The sequence below is a fragment of the Chitinophaga agri genome, assembly GCF_010093065.1.
In the GTDB taxonomy this organism is placed as follows: Bacteria; Bacteroidota; Bacteroidia; order Chitinophagales; family Chitinophagaceae; genus Chitinophaga; species Chitinophaga agri.
The window spans coordinates 5756573-5775252 of the sequence record NZ_CP048113.1 but is presented as its reverse complement, the minus strand read 5'-3'; the positions used below and the strand labels follow the sequence as shown (position 1 = coordinate 5775252).

Below are 18680 nucleotides of genomic sequence, written 5' to 3'. Positions count from 1 at the left end.
GCTTCCATGAAAAAAATACTGGTAGCCAACCGTGGTGAAATTGCACTACGGATTATGCGATCTGCCCGCGAAATGGGAATCGCTACAGTAGCTGTATACTCCGAGGCCGACCGCGCCATGCCTTTTGTGCAATACGCGGACGAGGCTGTGTGCATAGGTCCGGCCCCCTCCAATCAGTCCTACCTTGTGATGGACAAGATTATAGGTGCTGCCCGCCAGACCGGTGCAGATGCTATCCACCCCGGATATGGCTTTCTCAGTGAAAACGCCCGTTTTGCCAAGGCTGTGCAGGATGCAGGACTTATTTTCATCGGCCCCAGTCCTGCTGCCATTGAGGTAATGGGTAGCAAGCTTGCTGCCAAGCAGGCAGCACAGCAATTTGGTGTACCTATGGTACCTGGTACAGAAACTCCTTTACGAAGTATCGAAGAAGCAAGGGAAGTAGTAAAGAAAACCGGGTTCCCCATTCTCATCAAAGCCTCCGCAGGTGGTGGTGGTAAAGGTATGCGGGTAGTCAATGCACCTGAAGAACTGGAAGAGCAGGTAAGACTTGCGAAAAGTGAAGCGATGAGCGCCTTTGGCGACGATGCCGTATTTATAGAAAAATATGTGGGCTCTCCACGTCATATAGAGATCCAGATACTGGGCGACCAGCATGGAAACCTCGTCTATCTATTTGAACGTGAATGTTCTATACAAAGAAGACATCAAAAACTCATAGAGGAAGCACCTTCTTCCTGCCTAACACCCGCCATCCGGGAAGCCATGGGACAATGTGCGCTGAACGTTGCCCGCGCATGTAACTATTATGGCGCCGGTACGGTTGAATTCCTCGTTGATGAGCACCTCCAGTTTTACTTCCTTGAAATGAACACCCGCTTACAGGTAGAACATCCTGTTACTGAAATGATCACCGGACTGGACCTGGTAAAAGAACAGATCCGGGTGGCCAGAGGGGAAAAACTGACCTTCAGCCAGGCTGACCTGAAAATAAATGGCCATGCCATTGAACTGCGTATCTGTGCGGAAGACCCTGCCAATAACTTCCTGCCGGATACCGGAACCCTCACAACCTATGTTCGTCCACAGGGATATGGCATACGCGTGGATGATGGCTATGAGCAGGGAATGGAAATCCCCATCTACTATGACCCTATGATCGCCAAGCTGATAGCCTGGGGAGCTGACCGGGAAGAAGCCCGGGAACGGTTACTGCGTGCTATCGGCGAATATCATATAAAAGGCATCCGCACCACATTGCCTTTCGGGCGCTGGGCTTTACAACAGCCTGCGTTTATCAATGGCGCTTTTGACACTAATTTCATTGGAAAGTACTTTACACCACAGTCATTGGATCAGAAAGACCCTGCCGCAGCCAAAGCAGCCGCTATTCTTGCGGTGCAGGTATGGCAGGAAGAACAACGCCGTATCAGACAGCAACCTGTGAACCAGCAACCAAAACTTTGGAAGAACAGGAAATTGTTAAGATAATCCAAAAGCGCAGTACAGTAACGGTAAAACTGACTAGTTTTGTCACTGTACAAATATTTTATGAAAAGGTTCATTTTATTGGTATTAGATTTTTTTTACCAGCCATTTGCCAGACTGATGCCGCTGCAAACATTCCGTTACCTTGCCTGTGGCAGTGGTAATACGGCTATGGATATCATCCTGTATTACATCAGTTTCCATTTTATCCTTCATGAAAGCCCGATCCATCCCGGAGGCATCCTCACCGTCAGTGCACACATTGCGGCCTTATTCATGGCGATGATCGTTACTTTTCCAACCGGGTTCCTGCTGAGCAAATACATTGTATTCTCTGAGTCTAACCTGAGGGGCAGGGTACAGCTGGTACGCTATTTTATGTTGGTAGGTATCTGCATCTGCCTCAACTATGGGTTCATGAAGCTGTTCGTTGAATATTTTCACATCTACCCGACAATCGCTAAAGTATTGACAACCATATTCGTTGTAGGTTTCAGCTACCTTACCCAGAAGAAGTTTACCTTCAAGGTCAAGGCCAGCACCTGATAATGATTATATGATATAAAAAAGAAGCCGTCCGCTGACATTCAGCCGGACGGCTTCTTTTTTATGCCATAAATTAACGGCTAAATATCCTTATTCAAAGGTCATCTACAGGTCACCATAAGGGCACCTCAAGGGCACTTCAATATCCCAGGGATAATGAAGTGCCCTTGAGGTGCCCTTATGGTGACCTTATAGTATAGATTAAGTATAAAAAGAATGACCTGTTTCAATAGAGGACGGGTAGCTACTAAATAGCCAAAAGAAGTAGGATCAGCCAGATTACAGGAAAATCGGATTTCAGTGATGAGGATTACCAGGCAGGCAGTTCAGGAAGTATAACAGGGGGGGGCCGGAGGATTACAGGAAGATGAGATCAGGGATCAGTCATTAAAAAAGCGCTCCGGTCAGGAACGCTTTCAATTATTCTACACCTTCATAATAACAATGTCTGCACCGCGGTTCGTACAGGTCCGTTTCTCCCAACAACACGGTATGCGTATCTTTCGTTTTACGGTAAGAGTAATTGGCGATGTTGCCGCATTTTACACAGATAGCGTGCAGTTTGGTGATATAGTCTGCCTTCGCTAGCAGGAAAGGCATTTGCCCGAAAGGCTTTCCCAGATAATCCATATCCAGTCCGGCTACGATTACACGGATACCTCTGAGGGCCAGCTGATCACAAACTTCCGGAAGTTCACCATCAAAAAACTGTGCTTCATCAATCCCAACAACATCTACATCCTGCGCCAGTAGCAATATCTGCTGTGAGTTTTCCAGCGGAGTACTAATGATGCGGCTTTCATCATGAGACACAATATGTTGTACATCATATCGCGTATCTATCATCGGTTTAAAGATTTCAACTTTCAAATTGGCTATCCGGGCCCGTTTCAGTCTTCTGATCAATTCTTCCGTCTTTCCGGAAAACATTGAGCCACAGATAACTTCTATCCAACCCCTTCGCCCTCCCACAAGAGAAGGTTCAATAAACATATTCTAGTATTTTGATTTACAGTTAATTAAAATGCCCTAACTTTATGCAAATAAAATAAATTCCCCCGTATCGCGTTAACAATTAAGGCATGGAACGCATTTTGCTTTCAATTTATTTTTTTTACTGCTATGGAAAAAATAAGTGCATTAATTGATAAGTTACAGGAACTCAAAAATTCAAATGCTGGTTTACAGTCCATTTCTTATTATGTGCAACTACTGCAGGCAGAGCTTCTTCACGCAAGAACGCTGGAAAGAGAGCAGGAACGCACACAGCAGAAACAGGACAGCCATATCGCTGTAATTCTACCTGGTGCAGCGATTAATACAACAGCCAATACGACTATTATTACGGTCGCTCCTCCTGTAACAACATCATCAGAAACGGTTTCACAGCAAGTATCCCGTGAGGCAGTGCCTGCGGCGGCTCCTGCTGGCGGCTCAACGTTGACGTTACCTCGTCATCACACGTCTATGCCAAAGCCTGTACCTGCTCCCGAACCTTTACCACAATCTGCAGCGGCACCAGCATCAGAAGAAAAAAAACCAGCTTTTATCACCCTGTATGGTAATGCCCATTCTCAACAGCAGGTAAATGCTCCTGTGAACAATGGAGAGCATACTCATCAGAATGGCAAAAAGCCTGAAACCAATGGCGTACGCAAAGAACTAAAAGAGCTGAATCAACTGGTAGCACAGACTACATCGCTGAATGACCGCTGGCGTCAGTCGTATGACGAGATTGGCGACAGACTGAGCGACATTCCGGTGAAAGACCTGCGTCAGGCGATCGGTATCAATGACAAATTTCAGTTTATCCAGGAGTTATTCCGTGGTGATGTAGATACATATGAGCGTTCACTTAAAACGATCAACGAATTTCACACCTTGCAGGAAGCTGAGTACTGGATTGAAAGAGAGCTGAAAATACGCCAGGGATGGGATGACGAAAACCGTGCGGTGAGACAGTTCTACAGTCTTGTTAAGAAGCGTTTCTCCTGAATATAGCGTAGGATCTTACCCGTAGCGCCTTTATTATCAGCCACATATTTTTTTGCCTGTGCCCCTGTATGCGTACGGAAGGCAGTATCCTGCAATAGTTTTTCCAGCTGTATGTCCAATGTATCCTGATCATGTATACTGATGCCACCGCCGGCAGCGATCAATGCAGCTGCTTCAGGGAATTTATGGAACACCGGACCAAAAAGTACCGCTTTACCATATGTAGCAGGCTCCAACACGTTGTGAATACCATCTTTTCCAAAACCACCACCTACATATGTGATCGCCGCATAACGGTATAATGCTGAAAGCATACCAACGTTATCTATTATAAGCACTTTCCCCTCCCTGCCTGGCTGTTTTATCCATTCCGTATAACGGACAGCTTCCGGGAACAGTGTAGTTATTTTATTGATATGCGCCGGCTCGATCTCATGCGGAGCAATGATCAGGCAACGATCTGCGTGAGGTTTTTTCTTCCACCAGGCAGCCAGTAATACCTCATCTTCGTCCCAGGTGCTACCGGCAATCACCGCCTGTTGGGCACCAATAAATTCACTGATCCCTCCCACTTCCCTGTTTTCTTCCTGTAATGCCCATACCCGGTCAAAACGGGTATCTCCCGCCAGGGCAATGTTGGAAATACCAGCCTGTGTTAGTAACCCAACTGATTCCTGATTCTGAACAAAGATGTAGGTGAGCTGCCGCAATAAACGACGGAACATACCACCATAGGGCTTAAAGAATACCTGACCCTGCCGGAATATCCCGGAGATGAGCAATACAGGTATTTTTTCCCGGTACAGGCTCGTCAGCATATGATACCAGAATTCATATTTGATAAAAATGGCCAGAGAGGGCCTGACCAGGTGGATAAAATCCCTGGCATTCTGCCGGGTATCAAGTGGCAGGTAGCATACGTGATCGGCACCAGCATAGTCTTTCCGCACTTCATAACCTGAAGGAGAGAAAAAGGTCAGCAGTATTTTACAGGCCGGATATTCCTGGCGGATAGCCTCCAGGACCGGCCTCCCCTGTTCAAATTCACCCAGCGAGGCGGCATGGACCCAAACGATGGGACCGCCTGCAGGCAGGTGTTGCTGCAGGGATTCCTGCCAGTTTTTCCGTCCATCCAGCCACCGGCGGGCTTTAGCATTCCCAGTCGCTGCGACCAGGCCTACAGCGGCCCGGTAAGTTCTTATTCCCAGATCATATATAATTGTGCTTGCCGCCATGCCTGAACGTACTTTTACTGTTTTTTGGATCAGGCGCAAAGATACTGCCCATCCTATGTCAAAATTTGTAAATTTGCTCACTTTAAACAAAATATCTATCCCACTCATGGTTCCTATTCAAATGGTGGATTTAAAACGCCAATACTTGAAAATAAAGCCGCAGGTTGATGCTGCGATGACCGAAGTGCTGGAAAATGCAGCTTTTATTAATGGCGCACCTGTACAACAATTCACCACGGCTCTGCAAGATTATCTCGGTGTAAAACATGTGATTCCTTGTGCAAATGGTACCGACGCGTTGCAGATTGCTATGATGGCGTTAGATCTGGCTCCCGGAGACGAGGTCATTACGCCCTCCTTTACCTTTATTGCGACTGCAGAGGTGATTGCGCTGTTACGTCTGAAACCGGTATTTGTCGATGTAGATCCGAAGACGTTCTGTCTTGACCCGGAGCAGGTAGAGAAAGCGATCACTTCCAAAACCAAAGCGATTGTTCCTGTTCACCTGTATGGCCATGCTACAGACATGGAGCCTATCATGGCGATTTCCAGGAAATATAATATCCCTGTTATTGAAGATAATGCACAAGCTATAGGCGGACATTACACGTTTGCTGACGGTACCCGCAAAATGCTGGGCGCTATTGGTCAGATAGGCTGTACCTCCTTCTTCCCGTCCAAAAACCTGGGCTGTTATGGCGATGGTGGTGCACTTTTCACCAATGATGACACGCTGGCCGCAAAGATCAGAATGGTGGCCAACCATGGACAGTCTGCCCGTTATTATCATGACGTAGTGGGCGTTAATTCCCGTCTCGACACATTACAGGCAGTGGTACTGAATATCAAATTACCACTACTGGATGAATATATCAAAGCCCGTCGTGCGGTGGCTGATGCTTATGATGCCGGATTTGCCGGTATTCCCGAGATCACCACTCCATATAGAGCATCCAACAGCTACCACGTATATCATCAGTATACATTACAGCTGAATGGAGCAGACCGTAACGCGTTACAACAATACCTGCAGGAAAGACAGGTACCAGCAATGATTTATTACCCTGTACCTGCACATCGCCAGAAAATGTTCGCAGACTTTGGTGGTGCTGCATTCGATCTCCCCGTTACTGATAGCCTCACATCTAAGGTTATATCCTTACCAATACACACTGAAATGGATGCAGATCAGCTCCAGCACATCATCGATTCAGTTAAATCATTCTTAAATCAAAACTCCAAATGAAAATTACAGTAGTAGGCACAGGTTACGTGGGACTAGTGACCGGCACCTGTTTCGCAGAAACAGGAAATGACGTTGTTTGCGTCGATATTGACGTCAATAAGGTCAATAAGTTGTCAAACGGACAGATCACTATTTATGAGCCGGGACTTGAAAAGCTGTTCGAACGTAACCTAAAGGAAGGGCGTTTACATTTTACCACCAGCCTGGCTGAAGGAGCCAAGCATGGAGAAGTGATATTCCTGGCACTGCCTACTCCTCCTGGAGAAGATGGTTCTGCTGATCTTTCCTATATCCTGCGTGTAGCAGATGATCTGGGTAAGATCATCGATGATTATAAAGTGATTATTGACAAGAGCACAGTGCCGGTAGGTACTGCGGAACTGGTCCAAGCTGCTATTGCAAAACATACAACACAACCGTTTGATGTGGTTTCCAACCCGGAATTCCTGCGCGAGGGGGTGGCTGTAGATGATTTCATGAAACCTGACCGTGTCGTGATCGGTACCCGTTCTGAAAGAGCACGCAAAGTAATGGGCGAACTGTTTGCTCCATTCGTACGCCAGGGTAACCCTATCCTGTTCATGGACGAGAAATCTGCGGAGCTGACTAAATACGCTGCTAACTCATTCCTGGCTACCAAGATCTCATTCATGAATGAAATAGCTATTCTGTGTGAGAAACTGGGTGCGGATGTAGACATGGTGCGCAGAGGCGTAGGTAGCGACGACAGGATCGGTAAACGTTTCCTGTTCCCGGGCATTGGTTATGGAGGTAGCTGCTTCCCTAAAGATGTACAGGCACTCGTAAAATCATCCGAAGATGCTAATTACAACTTCAAGATACTAAATGCTGTGATGGATGTAAATGAGAGACAGAAACTGTTCCTTATGCCAAAGATCAGCGCATGGTTTGATAATGACCTGAAAGGCAAACATTTTGCTCTCTGGGGACTGGCATTCAAGCCTAACACGGATGACATTCGTGAGGCGCCAGCCTTATATATGATTGATGCACTGGTCGAAGCCGGTGCTACAGTTGCTGTATTTGATCCGGAAGCAATGGCTAACGTAAAACGCCTGATCGGCGATAAGGTAACCTATGCTGCTAATCAGTATGAGTGCCTGACCAATGCAGATGCGCTGGTGATCGCAACAGAATGGAGCGTATTCAGAACACCTGATTTTGAAAAAATTGGCAACTCTCTGAATAACAAACTGATCTTCGACGGAAGAAATCTGTTTGACGTATCCAGGATGGAAGAACTTGGGTATCACTACGAAAGCGTAGGACGCGCCGCTGCAAAAAACTAGTCATCACTTTACGCATTAATGCCAGTTTGAAATGAAAAGAGTTCTGATTACCGGCGCTGCCGGCTTCCTGGGTTCACATCTTTGTGACCGTTTCATTGCTGAAGGATACCGTGTGGTTGGAATGGATAACCTCCTGACCGGCAACATTAAAAATATAGAACACCTGTTTCCGCTACCGGAGTTCGAATATTATCATCACGACGTCAGCAAATTTGTACATGTACCAGGAGAACTGGATTACATCTTACATTTTGCCTCTCCTGCAAGTCCGATCGACTATCTGAAAATGCCTATCCAGACATTGAAAGTAGGCTCACTCGGTACACATAACCTGCTGGGACTTGCCAAAGAGAAAAAAGCACGTATACTCGTTGCTTCTACTTCAGAGGTATATGGCGATCCTAACGTGCATCCGCAACCTGAAGAATACTGGGGAAATGTGAACCCCGTTGGACCTCGTGGCGTGTATGATGAAGCGAAACGCTTCATGGAATCCATCACCATGGCATACCATAATTTTCATAACGTTGAAACCAGGATCATCAGGATATTCAATACCTATGGTCCTCGTATGCGACTCAATGATGGCCGTGCATTACCTGCATTTATGAGTCAGGCACTCACCGGTCAGGACCTGACTGTATTTGGAGACGGTTCTCAAACCCGTTCGTTCTGTTATGTATCTGACCTGGTAGATGGCATTTATCGCTTACTGCTGAGCGATTATCACCTGCCGGTGAACATCGGTAACCCGGCGGAGATCACACTGAAAGAATTCGCAGAAGAGATCCTGGAACTGACAGGCAGCAAGCAAAAGATTATCTATCAGCCACTTCCAAAAGACGATCCGAAACAAAGGAAACCAGATATCACCAAAGCACAGGAATTGCTTGGCTGGGCTCCGAAAGTAGACAGGAAAGAAGGTCTGAAGATCACTTACGAGTACTTTAAAGAAGCTTTCAACAAATAATCATGTATAAAATGAACCACTGTTTCCGCTGAAATAGTGGTTCATTTGCATTTGTAAATTGTACTTCAGAATTAAATAATCATTATGTACAACACCATACTCATCACAGGTGGCGCTGGTTTTATTGGCTCTCACGTAGTGAGATTATTTGTGAACAAGTATGCTAATTACCGGATCGTCAATCTGGATGCTTTAACCTACGCTGGCAACCTTGAGAATCTCAAAGACATTAAAGATAAGTCTAACTACACCTTTGTAAAGGGTGATATCACAGACGAGGCATTCATTGACGAACTGTTTGCTACCTACTCATTCGACGCTGTGATCCACCTGGCAGCAGAAAGCCATGTGGACAGGTCTATCATGGACCCACTGGCATTCATCAGAACTAATGTATTAGGTACTGCTACACTGCTGAACACGGCCAGGAAATACTGGAAGGACAATTATGAAAATAAACTGTTCTACCATGTATCCACAGATGAAGTATATGGCAGCCTGGGCGAAGAGGGCTTTTTTACTGAAGAGACCTCCTACGATCCGCGTTCGCCCTATTCTGCTTCAAAAGCAAGCTCTGATCATTTCGTGATGGCGTATTATCACACTTATCACCTGCCTGCTATCATTTCCAACTGTTCTAACAACTACGGCTCACATCATTTCCCGGAAAAACTCATTCCACTGGCCATTCACAATATCAAAAATAACAAGCCGGTACCTGTTTATGGTAAAGGCGAGAATGTGCGTGACTGGTTGTTTGTAGAAGATCACGCCCGGGCGATTGATACCATTTTCCATAAAGGCCGCGTAGGTGAAACCTACAATATCGGCGGTTTCAATGAGTGGAAAAACATCGATCTTATCAACCTGCTGTGTATGATCATGGATAAGAAACTGGGCCGTGCACCTGGTACGTCTGCCAAGCTGATCACTTTTGTGAAAGACCGTGCGGGACATGATCTGCGTTATGCAATTGACGCAACAAAGCTCAATAAGGAACTGGGGTGGGCACCATCCCTTCAGTTTGAGGAAGGGCTTGAAAAAACAGTGGAATGGTACCTCACCAACGAGGAATGGCTTGACCACGTTACCAGTGGTTCCTACCAGGATTATTACAGCGAACAGTATCAAAAGAGATAACCAACTATATGCCTTTCACTGAAACAGGGATACCTGATTTATTAATATACGAACCACGGGTATTCAATGATAGCCGTGGTTATTTCTTCGAGAGCTACAGCGAACAGGTTTTTAAACAACAGGGACTGAATTTGCCGTTCGTACAGGACAATCAGGCAAGATCTACCTATGGCGTACTGAGAGGTTTACACTACCAGCAGGAACCATATGCGCAGACAAAACTGATCAGGGTACTGGAAGGGAAGATCATCGATGTTGCAGTCGATATCCGCAAGGGCTCTCCTACCTACGGCAAAGTATTCACGATAGAACTCACTGCAGAAAACAAGCTACAGCTATTGGTACCTAAAGGTTTTGCGCATGGCTACTCGGTGTTAAGCGAGACAGCGGAAGTCATGTACAAGGTCGATAACTTCTATCATAAAGCCAGTGAAGGCGGCATTATTTACAATGATCCTGCGCTGAACATTGACTGGGGTATCAACCTGGCAGATGCCATCGTATCTGAAAAAGATGTGGTACTGCCTACGCTTGAAAACTGTACGCATAACTTTGTCTACAATCCTAATAAGTAATGAAAAATATTCTGGTAACCGGTGCTAATGGGCAGCTGGGACAAGCAATAAAAAAAGTGGCTGCGGATTATCCGGAGTTTTCCTTTGTACATACTGACTTCAATGAGCTGGACATCACCAGCGAAGAAGCTGTCCGCAGTTTTTTTGCTCAGCAGGAAATACACGCCTGTATTAACTGCGCAGCTTATACGGCTGTGGATAAGGCAGAAGGAGATGAAGACACTGCTTTCAAACTGAATTTTGAAGCGGTACTGAATCTGGCCAATGTATGCGCTGAATATAATGCACAACTGCTGCATGTTTCTACTGATTATGTATTCAACGGCAGGCAGAATGTGCCTTATTCCGAGACAGATGATGCCAATCCTAACAGCATTTATGGCAGTTCGAAACTACGTGGTGAGGCCGCTGCTATTGGTAGCAACCCGGCGACGATCGTATTGCGTACATCCTGGCTTTACTCTGAATTCGGTGTCAATTTCGTGAAGCGTATGCGTGAGCTGATGCAGGAAAAAGACAGCCTGAACGTCGTATTTGATCAGACGGGTACACCTACTTATGCTGTAGACCTGGCGAATGTAATGCTGACCGTGCTCACCAAGGTATGGAATGAACCGGGTAGTTATGGCGGTGTTTATCATTATAGCAATGAAGGAGTTACCAGCTGGTATGATTTTGCAGTCGCCATCCGGGAATTGACAAATGCCTCCTGCACAGTAGCGCCGATTACTTCCGATAAATATCCGACGCCTGCACAGCGGCCGGCATACAGTGTTTTAAACAAACAGAAGATCAAAGATACTTTCGGTCTGCAGATACCTCACTGGCGTGAAAGCCTGAAAGTGTGTATTCAGCAGTTATAATCGTACTATATCATAAAAGGAAGGGGTGTCCGCCACTGGCAGACACCCTTTCCTTTTATGATGGCAGGTATTTATTTCTTTACATGGGTCACTTCTATTATACTAATAGCACTACCCTCTTTATCCGTCCGCACCTTTACCACCCCAAATCCGGGCGCAAACCATTGTGTAATAGTCATTTCTACCGGAATGTTCATTGCCATCATTTTTACGATGACATTCATTTTGCAGGTAATTTTAAAACAATCCCAGCTACCTCCGCCAGTTGTCACCTTTTCACGGGCCGCTACTTTACGATCAGTGACAGTACACTCGAGGTTCATATCCATCCCATTGGCATTGCCGGACATCTGTAATGAACCGTCGGGTAGCGTTTGTCCTTCCTTCATATTGAGCGGATAACTGATCAGTGCACTACCGTTTGACTCCATTTTCATATCCTTCAGCGGAGAGAAGTCAGGCAGGAATTTTTTCATATCCATCAGGATCTCCGTTCCTGTACATTTGTAGACACCTTTACTTGAAGATACCTGGTTTCCCTGACCATCTTTGGTGATCATAGTAAATTCTGACACGGTAACCCCTCCTTCTTTACTGATAGACAGGACTTTGTGTATATTCTTAGCGATTGGCTGTCCTTTTTGGTCCAGCACGCTCATTTCTACTTCAACATTCTTCTTAAAATAGTAGTAGCTGCTACAATCCTGGGCAAATAATGCATTCACGGCACTCAGCAGTGAAGCAATCAAAAACAAGCTCTTTTTCATATGGTATTCTTTACGGGAAATAGGTGGTTTTGTCCACAGTTGAATGTACGAATTTCCGGTACAATGCCCATCTATCCCCATATCGTTTAAAATTCTTTTCTTACGTTTGCAAAAATTATCCCAATTAATCATGAACCTGATAGAGGAATTACGTTGGAGAGGTATGGTGCAGGATATAATGCCGGGCACAGAAGAGCAACTACTGAAAGAAATGACATCTGCATACGTAGGGTTTGATCCTACGGCGGACTCCCTTCATATAGGCAGCCTGGTGCCTATCCTGCTGCTGGTACATTTACAGCGGGCTGGCCACAAGCCATTAGCGCTGGTGGGTGGTGCTACTGGTATGGTTGGCGATCCTTCATTCAAGGCGGAAGAACGCAAAATGCTGGATCTGGACACTCTGGCACATAACCAGCAGGGAATCAAGACACAGCTGGAGAAATTCCTCGACTTCGATCCGGCGAAGCCTAATGCAGCCGAAATGGTGAATAACTTTGACTGGTTCCAGCATATATCCTTCCTGGATTTCATCCGTGATACCGGTAAACATATTACCGTTAACTATATGATGTCCAAGGATTCTGTGAAAAGAAGACTGGAAGGAGACAGCGGTATGTCTTTCACTGAATTCACTTACCAGCTGATCCAGGGTTATGACTTCTACCATCTGTACACTGCTAAAAACTGTAAACTGCAGATGGGTGGTTCTGACCAGTGGGGTAACATTGTTACCGGTACAGAACTCATTCGCCGTAAAGCTAATGGTGAGGCATTTGCCTTTACCTGTCCGCTGCTGAAAAAAGCAGATGGCAGTAAATTCGGTAAATCTGAAAGAGGCAACGTATGGCTGGATCCACAAAAAACGTCTCCATACCTGTTTTATCAGTTCTGGGTAAAAACTACCGACGAAGACGCGAAGAACTATATTAAGATATTCACATTCCTGGGACAGGAGGAGATCAATGAACTGATCGCTGCCCATGACCAGGATCCTGGCAAACGTCAGCTGCAGAAAAGGCTGGCAGAGGAACTGACCCGTTTCGTACATGGTGATAAGGAACTGGATTTTGCCCTGAAGGCATCTGACCTACTTTTCCGTAATGATACCGCTGATGTATTACAGTCTCTGACCGAATCACAGCTGCTGGAGATCATGGATGGAGTACCTCAGGTAGAAGTAACTGCTGCCGACCTGGAAGCAGGAAAAGATATCCTGTCCTTCCTGGCAGAGACCAGCATCCTGCCTAGTAAAGGAGAAGCACGTAAAATGATCCAGAATAACGGTATCAGCATCAACAAGGTAAAAGTAAGTGCCATCGACAAACTGATCGATAAAAGCCTGCTGCTGAATGATAAATATATCCTTGTGCAGAGGGGAAAAAACAACTATTACCTGGTAACAGTGAAGTAACTTTCCTTAATAGAAAGAGGGCTGATATACATACATGTATCAGCCCTCTTTTATTTTATGCGATGATCACTCAATATCCAACGTACCTTGCTCCCCTTCTTTAAAACGCGTTCCCCTGATAATAGAGGTCAGCATATTAAAAAAGATAACCATTTTACTGGATGAATTATCCCAGAACCACGCCTGTTTTGTATCTACTTTCAGTAAGCAAAGTTTGGGGTCATCAATACCATCGGGAAACCAGGCATTCACAGTGGGAGTCCACAACTGTTTCATTTTTTCACGGTCAATGATGATGGAACCGATCCCAAAGATGTTCAGATAGGTATTTTGTCCGGGGTGAGAATAGATAAGATTTAGCTCATTATTCTCCGATATCTGTGTCACTTTTCCGGAATATTCATTTGAAAAAAACCATACATTTCCGTCTTTATCCACATCTACTGTCGCCATGGGCCTGGATATCACATGTCCGTGCTCATCTATGGTTGTCAGCATACATACCCGCACATCGTTGATAAGGTCAGATACCTTTTTAATAGCCTCTTCTCGTTTGAGGATTGTTGCCATCTATTTAATGTGTTTGTATGAAACAATAAAAATTCATGCCATGATAAAAACGACAGGGGCCCGGTATTGTAAGTACAACACCGGGCCCCTTGCCAGATATAAGTTTAGGCTATTTCAGTCCGTACTTATATTTATAACGCTCATATAACTGTTTGTGTTTATTATCGAGATTAACTTCCCGTCCCTGAATAAACGCCTGGGTAACCACACTACTGCGCATATCCAGCAGATCACCTGTACTGATCGTGATATTGGCATCCTTACCAGCTTCCAGGGAACCGGTAACCTTGTCGATACCTAATATCTTAGCAGTATTCAACGTCACCGCTGCCAGTGCTTCTTCTTTTGAAAGACCATAAGTGCTTGCGGTACCTGCTTCAAAAGGCAGATTACGCTGTTGCCAGAAACCTTCATTACTCAGACAGAAAAGTACCCCGGCCTGTTGCAGTTGTGCAGCCGTCTTGTAAGGTTGGTCAACATCGTCATCCTGCATAACCGGCAGACTATGAGGCTGCGCCAGTACGACTGCGATATTATGCTGTTTCAGCACATCTGTGATCATCCAGGAATCAGCTCCACCAGCAATTACCACGTCAATATTATATTCCTTGGCAAAATCGACAGCTACCAGCATCTCTTTTACCAGGTTACAATGTATGAACAACTTTTGCTGCCTGCTGAACAGTTTGCGTACTGCTTCAAACTTCAGGTTGACAGCAGCGTGTTTGTCTTCTGCCAGATAGGCCTTTGCCTCGTTCAGGAAGGCACGTACCTTACCCGTCTTCTCTGCAAATTCTTCTGCCCTGTCTTTAGTAATGGAGAAACGGCCTGCCGCCGCAGGAGGAGGCAGTAAGCTTGGCATATAAAAATGGATAGCACCATCAGCCTTGACAACCGCATCTTCCCAGTTCCAGGCATCCAGCTGCACAACAGAAGAGGAACCCGGAATCATCCCACCCTCTGGCGTTACCTGTACCAGCAGTATGCCATTGGAACGCAGGGTGTTGATCACTTTGGAATCCGTATTATAAGCCACCAGTGAACGTACAGAAGGATTGATCTCTCCTACTTCACTGAAATCATTGGTAGAACGTACAGCTTCTACTTCGGTAAGACCTACCGTTGTCAGCGGAGCGATAATACCAGGATAAACATGTTTTCCCTGAAGATCGATCACTTTTACATCGGTCGCTGGTGTCGGCAGATCACTCCCCACAGCAGTGATCTTACCATTGACAAAAGACAATGAACCTTTCTCTATCACCTGTCCGTTACCCACATGTATCGTGGCGTTGGTCAGGTAGACCGGCTTTGCCTGCGATGGCGCCGGATAGATGGTTTCCTGTGCCATAACAGCAGAGCAGGAAAGTGCGGTGATATAAGTTAATAAACTACGTTTCATGTTGTTTGATTGATGCAAGCAGCGGTTACAATTCATTATTTCCATCTGTCAGACGTTGCTGATGACCAGCCTGCAGATCTTCACAATGGTACATTTCTTCCCTCGAAGCGGCTGCTTTCTGGGTAGGTGTACCTTTTTTCTTTTCATTCAGCATTTTGATTACCAGACGATTGCGTTCTGCGCTGATACGCTGACGCAGCTCCAGGTCCTTTTCCCTGTCGAAGTATACGATGCCATCTACCAGGGTTTTTTCTGCCTTTGCGTATATACTGAGCGGATTATCATTCCAGAGCACCAGATCAGCATCTTTTCCTGCTTTAATGCTACCTGTGCGGTCGGCTACATGCAGCAGTTTCGCCGGATTGATGGTTACCAGTTTAATGGCCTCCTCTTCTGTCATATCTCCATACTTGATACTCTTAGCTGCTTCCTGGTTGAGTCTGCGGGCCATCTCTGCATCATCTGAATTGATAGCGACATTCACCCCGACACGTTGCATGATAGTAGCATTGTAAGGAATAGCATCCTGTACTTCCATCTTGTATGCCCACCAGTCAGCGAATGTACCAGCACCGGCACCATGTTGCTTCATCTTATCAGCCACCTTATATCCCTCAAGGATATGGGTAAAAGTATTGATCCTGAAATGGAAAGTATCTGCTACATGCATCAGCATGTTAATTTCGCTTTGTACATAAGAGTGACAGGTGATGAAACGCTTGCTGTTCAGGATCTCCACCAGTGCATCCAGCTCCAGATCACGACGTTTGCTAGGGCCTGCTTTTTCATAATCACGCGCACGGGTGAATGCATCCGTCAGTACCTGTTCAACGCCCATACGGGTTTGCGGGAAGCGCTCACGCTGACGTTCACCCCAGTTGGACTGTTTAACGTTCTCACCTAATGCGAATTTGATAAATGGATCTACACCCGCAAATTTGAGTTCTTCCGCATCAGCCCCCCAGCGAAGCTTGATCAGCTGGCTTTGTCCGCCGATAGTATTTGCGGAACCATGTAACAGGTGAGAAGCCGTCACCCCACCGCTCAGCTGTCTATATATATTCACGTCATCAGGGTTTACCACATCAGCGATGCGTACTTCAGATGTGACAGACTGCGTACCCTCATTTACGCCTTTAGAGATCGCAATATGTGAGTGCTCATCTATGATCCCAGCTGTCAGATGTTTACCTGTACCATCAATCACGCGGGCATTACCAGCAGCAAGGTTCTTTCCGATCTGTGCGATCTTTCCATTGCGGATCAATACATCAGTATTTTCCAGTTTACCTTCTTTTTCACCCGTCCAGACAGTCGCATTTTTAATCAGGATGTCGTGTTGCTTAGGAACCGTTTCCCATCCATAACCGTTGAATGGATAATAGAGATTTCCCAGTTGTGGAGCGGCTTTAGGTTTTGCAGTATCCTGCTTGGCATAAGCCGCGTTAAATACCGCATTCCATTTTACCCATCTGCCAGCAGTATCCACTCCGGTACCAGACCATTCTCCTATACCAGCCACACCGCTCAGCCGTAACTGTGCACCGCCTTTCTTCAGTGGGAAAGCGATCTTCACGAGTTTATCATTCACTGTAACAGAACCTGCTATGGTATCCTGCTGAACGAGAGACAATGCAGGAGCAGCCGCGGTGCCTTTCAGCAAGAGGGTATATTTCGTATTGCCTGGAGTAACAGTCAGGGTATAGGTACCCCGGATATCTTTCCAGCCATCATCCTTGATATTGTATCTTTTACCCTGTACCCAGTTCTGGAACAGGATAGTGTTTTCATTGAAGATATTACCGGATGTTACCAGGAAGTTGGCCAGCTTACCAGCATCCAGGGAACCAACCAGGTCGTCTGCTTTTATGATGCGGGCTGGAGCGAGAGTCAGTGCATCCAATGCTTTTTGTTCACTGAGGCCGTACTCAATTGATTTTCTGACAGCAGCCAGGAACTGTTTCAGGTCCTTCAGACCTGAAGCAGTCAGACAGAAAGGAATATTCGCTTTATCAAAGGCAGCTGCTTCCGTAGGCGCAAGTTCCCAGTGTTTCATATCACTGAGTGCAACGAAACGGGCGTCATTCGGGTCTTCCACATCAATAGGCTGAGGGAAGTTCAGCGGCAGGATAAAAGAAGCTTTTGTAGCGGCCATTTCAGCGATACGCTGATATTCGTTACCGCTGGCTTTTATAATATACTGTACGCCAAATTCATCCCCTATCTTATCAGCGCGGAGCGCATCCCATTTATCCTGTACTTCGAATATCTGAGGCAGGGTACGGTTATCATTCCAGGCCTGCAGGGTGAGATTGGCACCTTCTTTCGCAGGACGTGACTGGTACCATTGGGCATCCAGGAAAGTCTGGCGTAACAGGGCTATGCTTCCCATCAGCGAGCTGGGATAGTTCTGGGTGGAACTGCCTTTATCAAATGAATAATAAGCACCAGCTTTCTCTCTGATCAGCACTTTATTTTCACGATCATCTGCCAGGGTCACCAGTGCCCCTGTACCACGTGCGATACCGTCCTGCTGATGAGACAAGACTGTACCAAAACCTGCATTTCTCAGCGACTCAGCAGTAGTGCCATCTACCTGAAATGCATCTGCCGCGTTCACCTCACTTTTGATCGCCTGATTCCAGCCATAAGGGCCCTTGGTGTTGGAGAGGAACTGTGGATCTCCCCTGTAACCACCCGCAGCTTTTTTTACTGACTGGGAACCATAATCACTGTAAATATCTACGAAGGAAGGGTAGATATATTTCCCCTCGCAATCAATCACCACTGCATCTTTCGGCACAGGACCATTACCGACACTAACGATGCGCCCATTACGGATGACGAGGCTGGCATTGGTCAGCACATTGCCGGCACTCTTTACGATAGTCGCTTTGACAAAAGCGTAACATCCTTCTCTGGGGTCAGCAATGCCATTCACAGGAAAAGTCTCCTGTGCTGATGCATACGAACCTGCAAAGAGGCCGCCCAGCAAGAGACAAAGGCGGGCGAGCCGCTTACGCGGCGGAAAAAAAATACTCATTGGCTTGTGTTTGACAATTTAGATTTTGGGTTCATAGATATCTGACAGTCAGCATAGTCTTACCTGTAAGACAATTTCAGCCGACCCCTAAAAGTAACAAATGATTAATGTGCTAT

16 protein-coding genes are annotated in these 18680 nt (G+C 46.1%); 10 read left to right on the top strand and 6 right to left on the bottom strand.

The window, feature by feature from the left end:
- Nucleotides 1-6: 6 nt before the first annotated feature.
- Nucleotides 7-1491, top strand: a complete 1485-nt coding sequence (gene accC, locus GWR21_RS23080; RefSeq protein ID WP_162334008.1) for an acetyl-CoA carboxylase biotin carboxylase subunit — start codon at nt 7-9, stop codon at nt 1489-1491.
- A 60-nt stretch (nt 1492-1551) separates the two neighbouring features.
- Nucleotides 1552-2034: a GtrA family protein gene (locus tag GWR21_RS23075; RefSeq protein WP_162334007.1), complete on the top strand. Its 483-nt coding sequence runs from the start codon at nt 1552-1554 to the stop codon at nt 2032-2034.
- Nucleotides 2035-2454: 420 nt separating this feature from the next.
- Here GWR21_RS23075 and GWR21_RS23070 read toward each other — a convergent pair whose 3' ends face one another.
- A complete protein-coding gene (locus GWR21_RS23070) occupies nt 2455-3027 on the bottom strand; it encodes a thymidine kinase (RefSeq protein ID WP_162334006.1) in 573 nt (190 codons plus the stop codon).
- A gap of 129 nt (nt 3028-3156) precedes the next feature.
- On the opposite strand from GWR21_RS23070, the gene GWR21_RS23065 reads away from it, so the two are divergent.
- A complete protein-coding gene (locus GWR21_RS23065; protein WP_162334005.1) occupies nt 3157-4029 on the top strand; it encodes a hypothetical protein in 873 nt (290 codons plus the stop codon).
- Here GWR21_RS23065 and GWR21_RS23060 read toward each other — a convergent pair.
- Complete coding sequence (locus tag GWR21_RS23060; protein WP_162334004.1) at nt 3999-5264, bottom strand: 3-deoxy-D-manno-octulosonic acid transferase; 1266 nt, start codon at nt 5262-5264, stop codon at nt 3999-4001. The two genes, GWR21_RS23065 and GWR21_RS23060, sit on opposite strands and share 31 nt — an antisense overlap.
- 145 nt (nt 5265-5409) lie before the next feature.
- On the opposite strand from GWR21_RS23060, the gene GWR21_RS23055 reads away from it, so the two are divergent.
- From GWR21_RS23055 to rfbD, 6 genes are all read left to right on the top strand, one after another.
- Nucleotides 5410-6510 carry a DegT/DnrJ/EryC1/StrS family aminotransferase gene (locus GWR21_RS23055; RefSeq protein ID WP_317165749.1) on the top strand — a complete coding sequence of 367 codons (1101 nt, stop codon included), beginning with the start codon at nt 5410-5412 and terminating at the stop codon, nt 6508-6510.
- Nucleotides 6507-7820: a UDP-glucose dehydrogenase family protein gene (locus tag GWR21_RS23050; protein WP_162334002.1), complete on the top strand. Its 1314-nt coding sequence runs from the start codon at nt 6507-6509 to the stop codon at nt 7818-7820. The genes GWR21_RS23055 and GWR21_RS23050 overlap by 4 nt, the downstream gene beginning before the upstream one ends.
- A gap of 31 nt (nt 7821-7851) precedes the next feature.
- Nucleotides 7852-8790, top strand: coding sequence for a UDP-glucuronic acid decarboxylase family protein (locus GWR21_RS23045; RefSeq protein WP_162334001.1), 939 nt, complete (start codon nt 7852-7854; stop codon nt 8788-8790).
- Between the two features lie 84 nt (nt 8791-8874).
- Complete coding sequence (gene rfbB, locus GWR21_RS23040; RefSeq protein ID WP_162334000.1) at nt 8875-9930, top strand: dTDP-glucose 4,6-dehydratase; 1056 nt, start codon at nt 8875-8877, stop codon at nt 9928-9930.
- Nucleotides 9931-9938: 8 nt separating this feature from the next.
- Nucleotides 9939-10505, top strand: a complete 567-nt coding sequence (gene rfbC / locus GWR21_RS23035; protein ID WP_162333999.1) for a dTDP-4-dehydrorhamnose 3,5-epimerase — start codon at nt 9939-9941, stop codon at nt 10503-10505.
- Nucleotides 10505-11368, top strand: a complete 864-nt coding sequence (gene rfbD, locus GWR21_RS23030) for a dTDP-4-dehydrorhamnose reductase (RefSeq protein ID WP_162333998.1) — start codon at nt 10505-10507, stop codon at nt 11366-11368. Before rfbC ends, rfbD begins: the two co-directional genes overlap by 1 nt.
- Nucleotides 11369-11439: 71 nt before the next feature.
- Here the strand turns inward: rfbD and GWR21_RS23025 are convergent, their stop codons facing one another.
- Nucleotides 11440-12135 carry a TapB family protein gene (locus tag GWR21_RS23025; protein WP_162333997.1) on the bottom strand — a complete coding sequence of 232 codons (696 nt, stop codon included), beginning with the start codon at nt 12133-12135 and terminating at the stop codon, nt 11440-11442.
- A gap of 130 nt (nt 12136-12265) precedes the next feature.
- On the opposite strand from GWR21_RS23025, the gene tyrS reads away from it, so the two are divergent.
- Nucleotides 12266-13549 carry a tyrosine--tRNA ligase gene (gene tyrS, locus GWR21_RS23020; protein WP_162333996.1) on the top strand — a complete coding sequence of 428 codons (1284 nt, stop codon included), beginning with the start codon at nt 12266-12268 and terminating at the stop codon, nt 13547-13549.
- Nucleotides 13550-13615: 66 nt separating this feature from the next.
- Here tyrS and GWR21_RS23015 read toward each other — a convergent pair whose 3' ends face one another.
- From GWR21_RS23015 to GWR21_RS23005, 3 genes are all read right to left on the bottom strand, one after another.
- Nucleotides 13616-14119 carry a pyridoxamine 5'-phosphate oxidase family protein gene (locus GWR21_RS23015; protein WP_162333995.1) on the bottom strand — a complete coding sequence of 168 codons (504 nt, stop codon included), beginning with the start codon at nt 14117-14119 and terminating at the stop codon, nt 13616-13618.
- Nucleotides 14120-14228: 109 nt separating this feature from the next.
- Complete coding sequence (locus GWR21_RS23010; RefSeq protein WP_162333994.1) at nt 14229-15521, bottom strand: amidohydrolase family protein; 1293 nt, start codon at nt 15519-15521, stop codon at nt 14229-14231.
- Between the two features lie 25 nt (nt 15522-15546).
- Complete coding sequence (locus GWR21_RS23005; protein WP_162333993.1) at nt 15547-18564, bottom strand: amidohydrolase family protein; 3018 nt, start codon at nt 18562-18564, stop codon at nt 15547-15549.
- Nucleotides 18565-18680 lie beyond the last annotated feature (116 nt).